The 16,093-nt window shown below is 66.9% G+C and carries 11 protein-coding genes, 1 tRNA gene and 2 pseudogenes; 5 read left to right on the forward strand and 9 right to left on the reverse strand.

The genetic code is table 11. The features are described from left to right. Positions 1–182: 182 nt before the first annotated feature. On the reverse strand, positions 183–1,169 hold the full coding sequence (locus tag OG559_RS08175; RefSeq protein WP_405113957.1) for a LacI family DNA-binding transcriptional regulator: 987 nt from the start codon (positions 1,167–1,169) through the stop codon (positions 183–185). 285 nt (positions 1,170–1,454) lie between these two features. On the opposite strand from OG559_RS08175, the gene OG559_RS08180 reads away from it, so the two are divergent. The 5 genes and pseudogenes from OG559_RS08180 to OG559_RS08200 form a co-directional block, all read left to right on the forward strand. Further along, positions 1,455–2,369 (forward strand): carbohydrate ABC transporter permease, encoded by a 915-nt coding sequence (locus OG559_RS08180; protein WP_405113959.1) that lies wholly within the window; start codon positions 1,455–1,457, stop codon positions 2,367–2,369. Between the two features lie 2 nt (positions 2,370–2,371). Next, complete coding sequence (locus tag OG559_RS08185; RefSeq protein ID WP_405113961.1) at positions 2,372–3,295, forward strand: carbohydrate ABC transporter permease; 924 nt, start codon at positions 2,372–2,374, stop codon at positions 3,293–3,295. Between the two features lie 63 nt (positions 3,296–3,358). Further along, positions 3,359–4,711, forward strand: a complete 1,353-nt coding sequence (locus tag OG559_RS08190) for an ABC transporter substrate-binding protein (RefSeq protein WP_405113964.1) — start codon at positions 3,359–3,361, stop codon at positions 4,709–4,711. Positions 4,712–4,792: 81 nt separating this feature from the next. Then, positions 4,793–6,838 (forward strand): beta-galactosidase, encoded by a 2,046-nt coding sequence (locus OG559_RS08195; protein WP_405113966.1) that lies wholly within the window; start codon positions 4,793–4,795, stop codon positions 6,836–6,838. Between the two features lie 465 nt (positions 6,839–7,303). Next, a pseudogene (locus tag OG559_RS08200) lies at positions 7,304–7,400 on the forward strand (IS5/IS1182 family transposase); the annotation flags it as partial. A 176-nt stretch (positions 7,401–7,576) separates the two neighbouring features. Here the strand turns inward: OG559_RS08200 and OG559_RS08205 are convergent. From OG559_RS08205 to OG559_RS08240, 8 genes and pseudogenes are all read right to left on the reverse strand, one after another. Then, positions 7,577–9,109 (reverse strand): alkaline phosphatase family protein, encoded by a 1,533-nt coding sequence (locus tag OG559_RS08205; protein WP_405113969.1) that lies wholly within the window; start codon positions 9,107–9,109, stop codon positions 7,577–7,579. A 174-nt stretch (positions 9,110–9,283) separates the two neighbouring features. Further along, the gene (locus OG559_RS08210) at positions 9,284–10,756 is read right to left on the reverse strand and encodes a hypothetical protein (protein WP_405113971.1); all 1,473 of its coding nucleotides are present in this window, start codon (positions 10,754–10,756) and stop codon (positions 9,284–9,286) included. Between the two features lie 226 nt (positions 10,757–10,982). Beyond that, entirely contained in the window at positions 10,983–12,488 is a 1,506-nt protein-coding gene (locus tag OG559_RS08215) for an RICIN domain-containing protein (RefSeq protein ID WP_405113973.1), read from the reverse strand. An 874-nt stretch (positions 12,489–13,362) separates the two neighbouring features. After that, positions 13,363–13,630, reverse strand: a pseudogene (locus OG559_RS08220) (XRE family transcriptional regulator); the annotation flags it as partial. 14 nt (positions 13,631–13,644) lie between these two features. Beyond that, positions 13,645–13,944, reverse strand: coding sequence for a GNAT family N-acetyltransferase (locus tag OG559_RS08225; RefSeq protein WP_405116487.1), 300 nt, complete (start codon positions 13,942–13,944; stop codon positions 13,645–13,647). A 139-nt stretch (positions 13,945–14,083) separates the two neighbouring features. Then, positions 14,084–14,157, reverse strand: a tRNA-Ala gene (locus tag OG559_RS08230). Positions 14,158–14,335: 178 nt separating this feature from the next. Further along, positions 14,336–15,130: a hypothetical protein gene (locus OG559_RS08235; RefSeq protein ID WP_405113975.1), complete on the reverse strand. Its 795-nt coding sequence runs from the start codon at positions 15,128–15,130 to the stop codon at positions 14,336–14,338. Positions 15,131–15,309: 179 nt separating this feature from the next. Further along, a complete protein-coding gene (locus tag OG559_RS08240; protein WP_396669239.1) occupies positions 15,310–15,960 on the reverse strand; it encodes a GNAT family N-acetyltransferase in 651 nt (216 codons plus the stop codon). Positions 15,961–16,093: the final 133 nt, after the last annotated feature.

Raw genomic sequence — 16,093 nt, forward strand, 5'->3', positions numbered from 1 at the left:
GTCGGTGCCGCTGCCCAGGCGGCTGGGCCGCCACTCCCTGCCACCGCCGAAAGGGAGCCAGCGCCGATCGATGAACAGACCCGCGAGGAGGATCCGCGTCATCACCCCCTGCTTACTCGGCAAACCCTCGGGCGAGGAAGCCGGGGCGCGGCGCGGGGCGGACGGCACTCGCCCGGAGCGCGTCAGGAGGACGGCGGGGCGGTGCTGGTGCGGACAACGAGCCGGGTCGGTACGAGGTCAGTGCCCGGGTCGGCGGGTTCGTTGCGAATCTGTCGCAGCAGCGATTGCACGCAGCGACGACCCACCTCGGCGAAGTCCTGGTGCACGGTGGTCAGCGGGGGCAGGTAGGAGGAGGCGTCCGGGATGTCGTCGAAGCCGACCAAGCTCACCTGGCTGGGCACCTGTCTACCCTGTTCGTGCAGGGCGCGTAGCACGCCGAGGGCCATTTGGTCGTTGGCCGCGAAGATGGCGGTGCAGTCCGGCCGGCCTGCCAGCCGTAGGCCGGCCTGGTAGCCGGATTCGGCGGACCAGTCACCACGTTCGAGTGGGGGCACGGGGCGGCCGCCGGCCTCGAGCACGGAACGCCATGCCTTGGCCCGTCGTTCGCTGGCGAACGACTCGGCCGGGCCGGCGACGTGCCACACCGTACGGTGTCCCAGGTCAAGCAGGTGACGTACGGCCTGCCGGGCGCCGTCTGCTTGGTCGGTGTCGACGACCGGATAGCGGTCGCCGGCGTCGGAGTCCACGACCACGGTGTGTACGCCAGGCGGCAGGGCGACGGTGTTGGTGTCGAGCAGGTGGATCTCGATGATGACGACGACTCCGTCGACAGCGAGCTCGCCCATCCGGGTGAAGGCACCGAGCACGTTGTCCTGGGTGGGCGCGCCGAGTGGGATCAGCGTGATCGCGTATCCCTCGGTGGCGGCGTGGGTGGCGATCGCCTCCACGGTCCGGCTGTTGCCGGTCGACGACAAGTTGAAAAGGATCACGCCGATGGTGTTGAACTGGCCGTAACGCAGCGCGCGGGCGGCGCTGTTGGGTCGGTAGCCCAGCTGCCGCATCGCCTCCAGCACCTGCTGCCGGGTCGCCTCGATGACCGCGGGATGGCCGTTGGAGACCCGGGAGACGGTCTGCGAGGAGACGCCGGCGAGTCGGGCGACGTCAGCCATGGAGACGCGCTGCTTGCGGCGCCCGCCGGGTATGCCTGAGCCGCCACGCTGGGCCCCTCCGACAGGGATAGCGGGTGGTCGATGCCCTCGGGTGTCCGCGTCCATCATCGCTCCCTGCCTTGGCATGCGCCCACACCGAAAGCCCATGCGGCGCGACAAAGCCGTTGCTTGACGGCCGTGGTGAGGAGTGCCACTATACCGCCACGCAAGTTTACCTAAACAGCGCGGCAACCTTCGCGGCAATGTTTACGTAACCATGGACTGTGCCAGGGAAGGAGCGCATCGATGGCTTCGGCAGGGCTAGTGCAGGTGCCGAAGGGCCGGAAGGCGTCTGGGAGCCGGCGATCCTGGGTCGGCTGGCAGTTCGCCGGCCCTTTCATGCTGGTGTTCGCCCTGGTCTTCCTGGCGCCGATCGCGTACTCCCTCTACCTGAGCGTGTTCCGGACCCAGTTGATCGGCGGCACGACCTTCGTCGGCCTGGACAATTACACGAAGGTCCTGGGTGATGCGCAGTTCTGGTCGGCGTTCGGCCGGGTTGCGCTGTTCTTGGCCGTGCAGGTGCCGATCATGCTCCTCCTGGCGCTGTTGATCGCACTGGCCGTTGACAGCGGCCGGCTGTACGGGGCGGGGTTCTTCCGGATTTCGGTGTTCCTGCCGTATGCGGTGCCCGCTGTCGTCGCCGCGCTCATGTGGGGCTTCATGTACGGCGGCCGGTTCGGTCTGGTCGGCAACGTCAACGACGCGCTGGGGGTGTCGCTGCCGGACCCGCTGTCGCCGGATCTGATCCTCGCGTCGATCGGCAATATCGTGACCTGGGAGTTCGTCGGCTACAACATGTTGATCCTGTACTCGGCGCTGCGGGTGGTGGACCCGTCCTTGTACGAGGCCGCGCAGATCGACGGGGCCGGGCAGATGCGGATCATCATGGCGATCAAACTGCCGGCCCTGCGCGGACCGCTGATGATCGCCACGATCTTCTCGATCATCGGCAGCTTCCAGCTGTTCAACGAGCCGAGCATCCTCAAGACCCTGGCCGCCAACTCGATCACCACGTACTTCACGCCGAACCTCTACGCGTATTCGCTGTCCTTCGCGGGGCAGCAGTTCAACTACGCCGCGACGGTCGCGATCGTCATGGGCGTGATCACGATGATCGTCGCCTACCTCGTCCAGCTTCGCGGCGTGCGGAAGGCGGTCTGAGCATGGCCACAACGTCCATCACCAAGCCGGCCCGGCCGCAGACCGCGGGCCGCCGCCAGCTGACGATACGCCGGCAGGCCCCGCATCCTCGCAAGAGCGCCATGCTGACCGCACTGACCGGCCTCGTACTGATCTACGCCCTGCTCCCACTGGTCTGGCTGGTGATCAACGCGACGAAGACCCAGCAGGGACTGTTCGACTCGTTCGGGTTGGCGCCGGCCGACGACTTCGCCCTGTTCGGCAACATCGCGGACACCTTCACCTACGACGACGGCATATTCACCCGCTGGCTGCTGAACACGCTGCTCTACGTGAGCCTCGGCGCCGGCGGCGCCACCGTGCTGGCGACGCTGGCCGGGTACGGGCTGGCGAAGTTCGACTTTCCCGGTAAGAAGGCGGTCTTCGCGGTGGTCATCGGCGCCGTCGCGGTGCCAGGCACCGCGCTCGCCGTGCCCACCTTCTTGATGTTCTCCAAGCTGGGCCTGACCAACACGCCGTGGGCGATCATCATCCCCTCGCTGATTTCGCCGTTCGGCCTCTATCTGATATGGACATTCGCCTCCGACGCTGTTCCGACCGAAATGATCGAGTCGGCCCGCGTCGACGGTGCCGGAGAATTCCGCACGTTCTTCTCCGTCAGCGCACCGTTGCTGGCACCCGGGACGGTCACCGTCCTGCTGTTCAACGTCGTCGCCACCTGGAACAACTACTTCCTGCCGCTGATCATGTTGAAAGACCCGGACTGGTATCCGCTCACCATCGGCCTCAACTCCTGGAACCAGCAGGCCGGCACCGCGGGCGGCGAGGCCGTCTTCAACCTCGTGATCACCGGTTCCCTGCTCACCATCGTCCCGCTGATCGCGGCGTTCCTGTTGCTGCAGCGGTACTGGCAGTCGGGCTTGGCCGCGGGAAGCGTCAAGGGGTGATCCATACCCGGCGTGTGGCCCGGCAAACCGCCACCTTCGCACCACGAACATAGAAGACCGAGAATGGAGACGCTCAAGATGCTCCTACGACGACGAACTCTACTGGCCAGCGCGGCCCTTTCCGTCTCGCTACTGGTGACCGCGTGCGGATCCGGCGATGACGCCGACTCCGGCGGACCGCCACCCGCCGCGTCCGACGCCGACATCCAAGCCGCCCTCGACGCTGGCGGCACCATCACCGTGTGGGCCTGGGAGCCGACGCTCAAGCAGGTCGTCACCGACTTCCAGGCCAAATACCCGAAGGTCAAGGTCGACCTGGTCAACGCGGGCACCGGTAACGACCAGTACACCGCGCTGCAGAACGCGGTCAAGGCCGGGTCCGGCGTGCCGGACATCGCCCAGGTCGAGTACTACGCGCTGCCGCAGTTTGTCCTGTCCAAGGCGTTGAGCAGTCTGAACGGGTATGGCGCCGACAAGCTGCAAGGCACCTTCACCCCCGGCCCCTGGAACGCCGTGCAGTCCAGCGGCGCCGTCTACGGTCTGCCAATGGACTCCGGCCCGATGGCGCTGTTCTACAACAAGGAGGTCTTCGACAAGCACGGCCTGAAGGTGCCAACCACCTGGGACGAGTACGTCGCCGAGGCCGGCAAGCTGCACAAGGCCGACCCCAAGGCATACATCACCAGCGACACCGGCGACGCGGGCTTCACCACCAGCATGATCTGGCAGGCCGGCGGCAAGCCCTACACCGTCGACGGCACCAAGGTCGGGGTCAACTTGGCCGACCCGGGCACCCAGAAGTTCACTGCGACCTGGCAGAAGCTCATCGACGGCAAGCTGCTCTCACCGGTCAACGGTTGGAGCGACGCCTGGTACAAGGGCCTCGGCGACGGCACCATCGCGACGCTGGTCATCGGCGCCTGGATGCCGGCGAACCTCGAGTCCGGGGTCGCGGCCGCCGCCGGCAAGTGGCGGGTCGCGCCGATGCCGCAATGGGAGGCCGGCGGCAAAGCCACCGCCGAGAACGGCGGCAGTTCGCTGGCCATCCCGGAAAAGGGCGCCAACAAGACCCTCGCCTACGCCTTCCTCAAGTACGCCACGGTTGACCAGGGCGCCCAGACCCGCGCCGACGGCGGCGCCTTCCCTGCCACCACAGCGCAGCTGAATTCGCCTCAGTTCCTCAACAAGGAGTTCCCGTACTTCGGTGGCCAGAAGGTCAACCAGGTCCTGGCCGAAGCCGCCGGTCAGGTCACTCCGGGCTGGTCCTACCTGCCCTTCCAGGTCTACGCCAACAGCATCTTCGGCGACACCGTCGGCAAGGCATACCTCGGCGACCTTACGCTGCAGGACGGACTCAAAGCCTGGCAGGACGCCTCCGTCAAGTACGGACACGATCAAGGCTTCACCGTCCAGTAGCGCCCCCGGTACCGGCCGGCCGCCAGCCCTGGCGGCCGGCCATGTTCACGTAAGCATTTGACGTTCGTTGGGAGTTTCCACGTGGGAGAGCACCGCGGTCACCGATGGCTACGCTGGCCCTCGGACCCCGCCCGGACACGTCTGGCATTCGGCGCCGACTACAACCCGGAGCAGTGGCCTCGCCACGTATGGCCCGAGGACGCCCGAGCGATGCAGACGGCCGGCGTCAACATCGTGTCGCTGGCGATCTTCTCCTGGGCCCGGCTCCAACCCGCCGAGGACGAATGGAACTTCGGCTGGCTCGACGAGGTCATGGACCTACTGCACGCCCACGGCATCGCCGTCGACTTGGCCACCGCCACCGCTTCACCGCCGCCATGGCTCACCACGAAGAATCCGCAGATCCTGCCGGTCGACCGCGACGGTCGTACGCTATGGCCAGGCGGCCGGCAGCACTGGCGGCCGACCTCACCCATCTTCCGCGACCACGCCCTGCACCTGACCCGCCGGCTCGCCGAGCGATACGGCCGACACCCGGCACTGGCGGCCTGGCACATCTCCAACGAACTGGGTTGCCACAACGCCTACGACTACTCCGACGACGCCGCCGCCGCGTTCCGCGCCTGGCTCCAAGCCCGCTACGGCACGCTGGACGCACTGAACCAGGCGTGGGCCACGTCCTTCTGGTCCCAGCACTACAGCGACTGGGCCCAGATCCTGCCGCCCCGCTCGGCCGCCTCGTATCCCAACCCGACCCAGCAACTGGACTTCAAACGCTTCTCATCCGACGCCCTCAAAGATCATCTGCGCGCCGAACGTGACCTGCTGCGCGAGATCACCCCCGACATCCCGATCACCACCAACTTCATGATCATGGGCGAGACCAGCGGGATGAACTATGCCGATTGGGCCGGCGAGATCGACTTCGTCGCCAACGACCACTACCTCACCCCTGGCCCGCAGGAATACGACGAGCTGTCGTTCTGCGCCAACCTCACCGGCAACCTGGCCGAAGGCCGGCCCTGGTTCCTCATGGAGCACTCCACCAGCGCCGTGAACTGGCAACCGGTCAACGTCGCCAAACGTCCCGGTCAGATGGCACGCGACTCGCTGACCCACGTAGCCCACGGCGCCGACGCCGTCTGCTTCTTCCAGTGGCGACAGTCAGCGGCCGGAGCCGAGAAATACCACTCAGGGATGATCCCGCACGTCGGCCAGGACAGCGATGTCTTCCGCGCAGTCACCGACCTCGGCGCCACCCTCCACAAGCTTGCAGAGGTCGCTGGCACCTCACGCACCCGGGCCCAGGCCGCCATCATATTCGACTGGGAATCCTGGTGGGCCGCCGAACTCGACTCCCACCCCACCAGCCGACTGCGCTACCGCCAAGAGGCACTGGACTGGTACTCCGCATTCCTCAACCTCGGCATCCGCGCGGACGTCGTTCCCACCACCGCCCCGCTCGAGCACTATGCCCTGCTCATCGCCCCCATCCTGCACGTCGTCCCGCAACCCCTCGCCGACCGGCTACGCAGCTACGTCGACAATGGCGGCCACCTGGTCACCACCTACTTCTCCGGCATCGTCGACGAGAACGACCGCGTCTGGCTGGGCGGCTACCCGGGCGCCATCCGCGACCTGCTCGGCATCCGCATCCATGAATTTACCCCCTTGCTTGATGACCAGAGCGTTGAGCTCGACAACGGCACCACCGGCACCTTGTGGACCGACCACATCGAACTCACCGATAACGCTACGGAGGTCCTGGCTCGGTACAAGACCGGAGACCACACCGACCGGCCGGCGATCACCCGGTACGTCACCGGAACCGGCTCTGCCTCCTACGTCTCCACGCGACTCGGCGATACCGGCCTCGTTACCGTCCTAGCGGATCTGGCCAGCCGGGCCGGCGTCCACAGCGAACTGCCAGAACATCTCCGCGGCCGAGTCGAACTCGCCGCCCGAGGTCCTTACCAGTTCCTCATCAACCGAACCGAAACTCCAGTCGACATCACCGACATCCCCGGGCAACGTCTCACCATCGACCGCCCCCGCCTGAACATCAACGAGGTCGTAGTGCTACGCAGCCCAACGCTTCTGCCCGATGCCGAACCCATTGACTCGTAGCTACCACGACAACATGCGTCAGAATGTCGCTGTCAGTCCCGGAATCGGGTCTGTGGATCTAAGGGCCCCGTCTCACACATTCGGCTCTGTCCCACATTCGGGATGCTGTTGGTGATCTTGGTTGTGTGATCGGAGCGGGGTGCGTCGCTACCAGAGCTGGCCCCCGAGTGGAAACGGCGCTACGACCTGCGCGCCGGATGCGAGGCCACCGTCTCCGAAACCGTCCGCGCGCACGGCCCCCGCCACTGCCGGCACCGCGGGCCATGGGCCGGCCCACGGCCTTGCGGGAGTAGGTCCAGGACGACGGCGTAGTAGACCTCGCCATCCCCCGGGTCGGGTGTTCGGTGATGTCGGTGATCTCAACCTGTTCGGCTGGCGAGCCGTCCGGGCACCACCAGCGACACCGGCCAAGGCATCACCTGACGACTTTGCCGGGGGCCGACTCTGCCGGGGGCCCTGGTGGCCTACCGCAAGCGCAACGTCGTGGAACGCTGCTTCAACCGTCTACGACAGGGGCGTGACCTGGCCAACCCGCTACGCAAAGCGCGCGTCCCGCTACCGATGGGCACACGGCCACCGCACGATCTTCGATCGTCTTCACAAACCATCGATGATCAACACGGTGGCCGTCCCCGTCCCCGCGCCCAACGCCGAAGCCAGCTGACGTCGGAGGATGAGGCTCCTGCTCATCACCGACAGCTTCACCAGTTGCTTGGGCCTGGTCATCGCCGTCTCAGGTCAGTCGAGAAGCTCCACCTGATCCACCGTCCAGAACGCACTGTTCGTGCCGGTATACCGGAAGCGCAGCTGCATGGTTGTCGCGCCGGCGGGTGCGGTCAGAGCTAACTTCTCCACCTTGTTCACGTCTGCGCGGTACGACTTCAGGAGCTGGGGCGTCCCCCCGTTCCAGGAGACGTGTACATCCCCGGTCTGCGGCCCGTCGATCTTGTAGTTGGTCGCGTAGTAGAGGGTTATCGTCCCGTCGCTCGGTACGGCATAGCGCGGGCTGATCAGGGTGGAATCGAACTGTCCGGCGCCGTGTGCCTTGTCGTCCCACTCGTCAGAGTCCGCGACAGCGAATACGTCACGTGCCCTGACGTTGGTCTCGCGTCCCTGACCCGGGTCGGTGGCGGTCCAGAATTCATCTGTCGCGAAGGACCAGCCACGCCACTCGGTGACCCCACCGGACGGCATCCTGGTGTTGTCGACCTGCCAGCCGCTCGGCGCGGCGGCGGTCCAGCCCTTGATCGAGGTCGAGATCGACGTCTCGTCCACACGGGTGAGCAGCGAGGAACGCCGGCTGTCGAAGGCGTCCGGGGCAAGGTTCGGCACGGCCTTACCGTCCAAGCCCCACGTGGTCGGTGCCGCGACACCCTCATGGGCGAGAACCCAAGGCGCGATGTCGACGACCTTGATGTCATAGCGGTGCGAACCGGCCCGGTAGCCGGCTCCCTTGGCGATGACGAACGTCTGCCGCTCCTGGGCCGTGTTGCCGCCGTGCCCTCCCGCGTCGGTGTGGCCGTGGTCGGCGGTGACGATGATCAGCCAGTCCTCGTTGGCGTATGTCGGTCGCGAAGTCACCGCCTGGACCATCCTGCCCACGCGCACATCCGCGGCCTTCAACTCAGCCCGGTACTCAGGGCTAGCCGCACCGTAGGAGTGACCGGCGTGGTCGACGTCGTCGAGGTGAACGAAGGTGCTGTCCGGGTTACCGTAGGACAGATAGTTCACCGCCTTGGCCGTTGTGTCACTGTCGCTCGATCCGACGATGCGCACATCGGCCTTGGTGAAAACGTTCGAGGTGATCGGTCCCCACGTGCCGACAACCAGGGTCGAGACCGCCGGGTTGGCCGTCTCCAGGCGAGCCTGGTAGCTGGGATACGTCGCGAAGTTGTTCCCGGAGAAGGAATTGTCCTTCACCAGGTGCTTGTCCGGCCACACGCCCGTGGCGATGGTGCCCCAGCCTGGCCCCGACATGGTAGGTGCCATGGACGCGGCGTAAAGGTTGCTCTTGGCGGTCATTCCCTGGGCCATCAGGCCCTTGATGGCCGGCATGTCCACCGCCGAGAACTTGGCGAACGTAGCGCCGTCGACGCCAATGACCAGACTCTTCTGCTTTCTGGTGCCATCCGGTAGCCCGTTGTGTGCGGCTGCGTGGGCCGCAGTGCCGATTCCTGCCAGCGGCAGGACGGTTGCGGCGAGAGCGGCGGCTAGGGCCGCACGCATCCAGGACTGAATATCCAACTGTGCCTCCTTGAGCTGAGTCGTCACGTCTGGTCCTACGGGGGTGGGGTGGAGCAAGAAGGGCGACAGATGACAGCGCCCGCAACTGCACGGAGGCCAGGCTGCCGCGACCGCCACCCGGCAGGCGCTGGCCACGATGACTACACCCCTGACGTGCGGATTCCTCGACATCGAAAGGCGGTTAGGCCGTCGATCGTTGTGCTAGACCACGACGCCGTCGATCTGCAGGGTCTGTACCGACGCCGCCGCAAACGGAACGGTGACCCGCTTGTTGGTCACCCGGACGTCCTGCCGTGCCGTGTACCGATCGGAGCCGCCCGGGACGGTCGACCAACGTGAGACCACGCCATTCGCACCGCCAGCGACCTGAGCGAAGCGGGACAGGTCGAAGGTGAGGTTCTGCGCGGCGCCGGAGTTGAGCGCGACGACGACAAGGCGGCGGGCGGCGGGGTCATAGGCCGCGATGACATAGTCGACCCCGACATCGATGATCCGCATTCCCGGTCGGATGTGCCGGGTAAACTGGGCCAGCATGTAGTACTTCGTCTCCACCGCCCCGGCGGTGGCCGTGTCCCCGTTGTAGCGGATGGTTCCCCAGCCGGCCGACGGGTCCATCACCTGCCAGTAGCACCAGGCGGTGGGGTGCAGCCAGCGCCAGTCCATGCACAGGTTTCGGGCCATCGCCAGGCCGGTGCCGTCGCCGTCGCCGTGCTCCGAGTTCCACAGGATCTTGTTGTCGGCCCGCACCGCGTTGTAAAGCAGATCACGGCGGCCGTCCGGGCCGTAACCATGTACGTTGACCTGCCGGACCAGCGCCTTGGTGGCGCTGTCGAAGCTGTTCCAGGTGGCCCGGGCGGCGTCGAAGCTCGTCTCGTCCGAGGCCGAGATCGCCACGCTACCCATGCCCTGCCGATTCAACTCGGTGCGCATGTGCGCCAACACGCTGCGCTGGGTGTACGCGTCGATGTGGCAGCCTTCCTGAGTGCCGTCAGCCCGCCACCAGCCGGCGGCGGGCTCGTTGAACGGGTCCACGGTCCGGAACCGCACCCCCCACCGCTCTCTGGCGTAGCGAGCGGTGACGGCGAGGTGATGGGCGTGCTGACGGTGGTTCCAGGCCTGTAGGTTCAGCCCCCCGTCGCCCGCGCCGGAGGGGTTGTGGTTGTAGCACATCCACCACATGGGTGAGTTGGCGAAGAGTTCGCTTATCGCCCCTCGCTGCGTCGCCTTGACGAGGGCGGCGCGCTGCTTGGCGTCGGCGTTCCAGTTCCACGCCGACGAGGTCGGATCCTCGTTGGTGTAATCCAGCCAGAATCCCTCGATCTGCTTGAACCGGGGAATGTTGTACGAGGCGACCATCCGCTCACCGTTGATCGCGTTCCAGCCACAGGCGCCCAGGTTGTAACGCGCGATCGTCAGGCCCAGCCCCGGCAGCACCTTGCCGTTGTACGACACGTTCTTCAACGTGAAGAACAGATCGGCGAAGTCGTCGCGGTCCCCGAACACGTTCGCCCACCAGGCCAGCGAGGTGCCCCAACCCTCCCAGGCCCCGTAATCGGCCCGCGGATCGACAGCAATCGTGGCATCCGCCCATGCTGTCCCTGCCCCCAATGCACTGCCTGCGACTGCGGCTCCGCCCGCTCCCGCAGCAGCAAGAACCGTCCTTCTCGTGACCATCAACTTCTCCTGTCTTGGGTACGACAAAACCACGCGTGCGTAGGCCGTTCAGCGCAGGAACCAATCGCGGTCCTACGCGCGTCGGCTTGGGGCGGACCCGATTACGGGCACCGGTGAATCTGCGTCAGGCCGGTGGCGTTGTCGGCCTCCATACAACGCCACCGGCCGCCATGCTCAACGCGCCACGCCGCCGCCGGTCAACCACTCACCGGACGGGTTCCAACCGTCACGACTGGGTGCGGGTCCATTGCTGGTTGGTGCCCGAGCCGCAGGTGAATTGCGTGATGTCGGCACCGTCGTTGGTCCAGCCGCCGGCTACGTCGAGGCATTTGCCGCTGTGCCGGGCCCGTAGTTGGAAGTAGCTGCCGGTGGCGGTCCACTGCCACTGCTGGTTGGTGCCGCTGCCGCACGTGTACTGGACGACGTTGGCGTCGTCGGCGGTGGAGGCGTAAGCGACGTCGAGGCACTTGCCCGAGTTCTGGTTGACAATTCGGAAGTAGCCTCCACCAGCGTCCTTGAACTCCCACTTCTGGTTTCCGCCGCCATTCCAGGACCACTGCTTGACTTCGCCTTCGTCGGCGATGGAACTGTCCGCGACGTCCAGCACCTTGCCGCTGTGCCGCGCCGTGAGACGGTAGTACGGCGGTGAGTTGGCGGTGATGGTCCCGGTGGCAGTGTCGATGGTGATCGACGGCGCCCAGTTCAGACTCATACTGGTGGCGTTCGGGAAGGTGATCGGCAGCCAGACGTACTGAGAGTCGCCGACCGGTCCGCCCCAGGCGCCGGCCCAGCGGTCGCCCATGTAGAGGTAGCTGGTCGTATTGGTGCCCTGGATCGGCAGCACGAACGCCGACTGGGACCGGAACGTGGTCGAGTCACCGACGTTCCTCATGGCGGTCCAAGGGCCGGAGATGCTCGAAGCGGTGGCGTACTGGGCCTGGTTGGGGCTCCAGCCGGTCAAGCCCGATGTGAGCATGAAGTAGGTACTGCCGCGCTTGAACAAGGCGGGTGCCTCGCGTCCGGCGTCGTTCCAGAAGTTGCCGACCAGGCTAGCCGGGTTGAGGTAGTCCGCAGTCAGCCGGTAGATGTACAGATCGCGGTTCTCGTCGCCGGCCGAGATCATGTATGCGGTGCCGTTGTCGTTGTAGAGCGTGATGTCCCGGGACATGTTGCCCATCGGTCGGAAGCTGCCGTGGTAGGTGTAGGTACCGTCCACGGTGGCCGACGAGGCAACCGCGGCCCGAGCTTCGCCGTAGTCCGAGCTGTTCTCCTTGTGCATCCACATCACGTACCGGCCGGTGCTGGCGTTGTAGATGACCTTCGGCCGTTCGATGTTGGCCACCTGCAGTTCGGCGGCCGACGACTGGGTCAACACGTTGTTGCGGAACTCCCAGTCACGCAGGTTCGTCGACCGGTAGACGGAGACCGCCCGGAACGTGTTGTTGGCGTTGCGGTTCTCGCCGAACCAGTAGTAGTAGCTGCCGACCTTGAGCACCCCGCCCCCATGGGCATGCAGCAGGTTCCCGGACGTGTCGGTGAACTGGGTCCCGTTGGTGATGCCGACCGGCGCAGCCTGAGCGGGGGCGGTTGCTACGGTCATCGCTGCGGTTACCGCCGCGATCACCGTAAGCGCTGACGCGATGGAGAAGAGCCGTTTTAGATTTCGCATTCGGTTGTGCCCTTTCGTGAGGTGGGAAACCGTCGGGCTCGCGGGCGGGATGTGATCGCCCACAAGGTACGAACGCGGTGCCGCGCTGACAACGACGCCGCTGAACTGGTGGGGCTCATGTCGGCGTCGTTTGGCCGTTCAGGGGCGGCGCAACAAGCCACCCCTGCTTGGCGGATGAGGTGGGCCGCGTTGGGCCCGGAACCGTGGCGACGTAGCGGATCGCCATCTCGCTGACTCAGGGGCTACGTGCGGCCGCGTATCCACAGACGAACGCGGTGATTCATTTCAGTCGATGCAGTCCGACAAGGTTCGATCGCCAAGAAGACCCCGCCAGGACTTCTGGCTATCTGCGTTCGGCTGGTTGCCGACACCGATGTCGGCGCGAACGAGTAGGGCGCCCGGCGAGATCGGCAACCAGCCCGGCTCGTACTGGCCGGAGTTGGTGTCGGGCGGGGCGCGGTATCGCCGAGGAGTGACTTCTTCGCGCCCCCGGGCATTAGGGAGTGGCGGTCACTGAGGTGACTCACCGTGCGTGCACGTGTTCCGTGTGCGTCGGCGGCCGCTGGCCAAGCAACCGCATTCTGGCGGAGCACCAACGACCTGGACATGGGCGGCTCCTTGCGTACCCCTTCGTAAAACCCGTAGCGAAACTTCGTCGTAACCGGGAACATACGGCAGCATGCTGGGGTCACGCAAGGCATCGATCAATCTGGTTCCAGCCCGTAGAGCGCAGGTCGGCGCCGACGCCGGACGACCGTCAAGGGCGAAGGTGTCACTGACGCAAGCTCATCGACTGCCGGCGACCCGCACAGCGTCACTGCCGCAAGTCACTGGTGGACGAACATGTGCGCGCGTGTTCGGCCTCTTGACCTGGCCGCCTCGGTAACGGGCCACCCGCCCGTGTCACTGGGGTGGCCGCTGCAACACCGTCGCGTCAAATCAGCGCCCGGTTGGCTGCCGCCACCCCTAGCCACCACGTCGTCGAGCAAACCCGCCGCCTCGGCACAGCGCTCCGCAGCGAGCCGTGCATGAGCCGGACGGCTGACGTTGAGCAGGGAGCCCGTCGCCACGCCGCACACCGACACCATCTCCACCAACGCCGCACGCCGGTCGGTCAGAGCGTGCAACGCCGGCACCAGGTCGACGAGCCGACGCAGGGCACCCGCGGAGTCGGACCGTCCGTGAAGAACCCGTACGAACTGGGCCGGCGCCAAGGTAGTCATTGACCGGCGGACCCGAGTCCTTCAAGCGCGAAGACGACCGTGCGTTCCTGACGGTCACCCTCAACCGTCCCGCTGCAAGTACCGACATACCGGAAGTGACACCTCTCGGCCACCCTGATCGATGCCGCATTCCCCTCGCTCGCCTCAAGGATCAACTGCTTCAGTCGAAGGTCGGACAGGGCCCAGCGCGCCAGCAGCCGCACCGCCCTCGGGGCGACACCCTGCCCACGGTTCTCGGGGAACACGCTGTACGCGACCGTGGCGAGGTCATCGCTCCGGAACGGGAGGTTGATGATCCCGACGGTCTGCCTTCATCGGCAGCGCTTCAAGTACAGCGGCCTGCCGATGGGGCGGCGAACCTAGCTGCTGGACCTCAATGCTGTACAAGATCGAAAAAGGCCGTATCCGACTAGCGGAAACGGCCTTTGAACTGGGTGGAGCTGTGGGGATTCGAACCCCAGACCCCCTCGATGCGAACGAGGTGCGCTACCAGACTGCGCCACAGCCCCTCCACCGGCGAACCGGCTTCGGTCCCACCCGGCTTTCACCGGGCGGGCCGGCAGCAAGACTAACAGCACACCCGTCCGCCGAGCGAATCCGCCCCACCAGACATCCCGATCTTGGAAGAAGAAGGCCCCCGGGAGGGCCGAAATCTTCCAAGATCGCCCCAGAACACCCGAGCGGGGGTCAGGCCGAGTGGGAGGTGCGGCCCGACTGGTACGGGCGGCCCCGCAGGCCGCCCGTACGCCGGTACGACACCGAGCCGCCGCTGGCCGCGGGCGGCAGGTCGGCCGGGCGGTCCAGGCCCATCGCCCTGCGGCGTACCGCCTCGCGCTGGGCCGCCAGTCGGCGCTGCGCCTCCCGGCGGGCCGCCGCGCGGCGGGCCTGCTCGCGGCGCACCTCGGCATGGCGGGCGGCGAGCCACGCCGCCTCCCGGGCCTGGGCCCGCCGCCGGCGGCGCTCGACCAGCGCCAGCTTGCGCAGGTGTACGACGTACATCACCAGCAGCGTCGCGGTGACCGAGAAGCTGATCCAGAACCCGGGGCCGACCACGACCACGCCGATCAGCTCGACGAAGTTGAGTAGCAGCAGAGCGGCCAGCACCCGACGGCGACGGTAGATCGCCGGGGTGTGCTGGCGGCGCCGGGGCACGGCCCGTCGACGGGACTTTGCCGCCGGCGGGACGGCGCTCAACCGACGCCGTCGGCGGCCTGCGGCGGGCGGTGCGGAGACCGGGGCGGACAGACTGCCCGTGTTCGCATCCTCACTCAGGGTGACAACGAGCGCCCGGGAGGGGTTGACCGGCCGGCGGCCGGGAACAGTGCGGCCCCGCCTGCGGCGCTGGAGCACCCGCGCCGTCGACTGCGCCCGCTCCGCCACCAGCCGCTCGGTGGCGTCGTACCGACGAACCAGGGCCGGCGCGAGGGCGAGCAGACCGGCGGCGGCGAGGACGGCGAGGAGCACCGAGGTCGGCACCCTCATCCCTCCCGTCACCGAGTTCGGGACAACCGCCGCACGGCCGCAGGATCTTCGACAAATCGCCTTCCTGGCGGTCGATCATGCGGGCGGGCAACGCTTGCCACAGCTTGCAGTTACTTGAGGTTACGGGCCGCCGACCGTCTTGATTGTGCGCCGCGCCGATCAGGCACAGGTGGGCCGCTTCACCCGGCGGTCGCGCGCAGCCGGTGCCAGCGGGCCAACAGGCCGCCCTCGGCGGCCACTTCTTCGCTGGTCATGGCATATCCGATGTGGTCACGCCAGGCTCCGTCGATGTGCATGTAACGCACGTGGTACGACTCCTCACGGAAGCCCAGCTTCTCCACCACCCGGCGGGACGGCTTGTTCTCCGGCCGGATGTTCACCTCGATCCGGTGCAGCCCACCCGGGCCGAAGGCGTGGTCCACCGCGAGCGCCAGCGCGGTGGGGATGACCCCCTGCCCGGCGACCCGCGAGTCCACCCAGTATCCGGCGTACGCGGAGCAGAACGCCCGCCGGACCATGCTGCCGATGTTGAGGTGCCCGACCAGCCGCTCCCGCTCCTGCTCACGCAGGCAGACCGCGAACGGCATCCCCTCGCCGGTACGCGCCGAACGGCGCTGGTCCCGGTGCACCCAGCGGAACGCGGCCGGCGAGTTCATCTCGTCCCAGCTCCCGGGCAGCGCGGACTCCCAGGGGGTCAGCCAGGCCCGGTTGGCGCGGCGCACCTCCGACCAGGCCGCCGCGTCCGAGCGTCGGTACGGCCGCAGCAGCACCGGACCGTCCACGAGCACCACCGGCCAGCCCGGCGACCGTCCGGCCCGCAACAGGCTCACCGAGTCTGCCTTCCGCTCGCGACTGCGGGGCTCGCAAGCTCACTCCTCGCGCTCACCGGGTCTGCCTTCCGCTCGCGACTGCGGGGCTCGCAAGCTCACTCCTCGCGCTCACCGGGTCTGCCTTCCGCTCGCG

The organism is Micromonospora sp. NBC_01405 (assembly GCF_045040155.1).
Classification (GTDB): Bacteria; Actinomycetota; Actinomycetes; order Mycobacteriales; family Micromonosporaceae; genus Micromonospora.

What these genes read in the sequence shown, in the direction of transcription:
- OG559_RS08185 (WP_405113961.1), top strand. Translation starts at nt 2,372, where the DNA reads ATGGCCACAACGTCCATCACCAAGCCGGCCCGGCCGCAGACCGCGGGC.
- OG559_RS08180 (WP_405113959.1), top strand. Translation starts at nt 1,455, where the DNA reads ATGGCTTCGGCAGGGCTAGTGCAGGTGCCGAAGGGCCGGAAGGCGTCT.
- OG559_RS08210 (WP_405113971.1), bottom strand. Translation starts at nt 10,756, where the DNA reads ATGGTCACGAGAAGGACGGTTCTTGCTGCTGCGGGAGCGGGCGGAGCC.
- OG559_RS08235 (WP_405113975.1), bottom strand. Translation starts at nt 15,130, where the DNA reads ATGAGGGTGCCGACCTCGGTGCTCCTCGCCGTCCTCGCCGCCGCCGGT.
- OG559_RS08190 (WP_405113964.1), top strand. Translation starts at nt 3,359, where the DNA reads ATGGAGACGCTCAAGATGCTCCTACGACGACGAACTCTACTGGCCAGC.
- OG559_RS08175 (WP_405113957.1), bottom strand. Translation starts at nt 1,169, where the DNA reads ATGGCTGACGTCGCCCGACTCGCCGGCGTCTCCTCGCAGACCGTCTCC.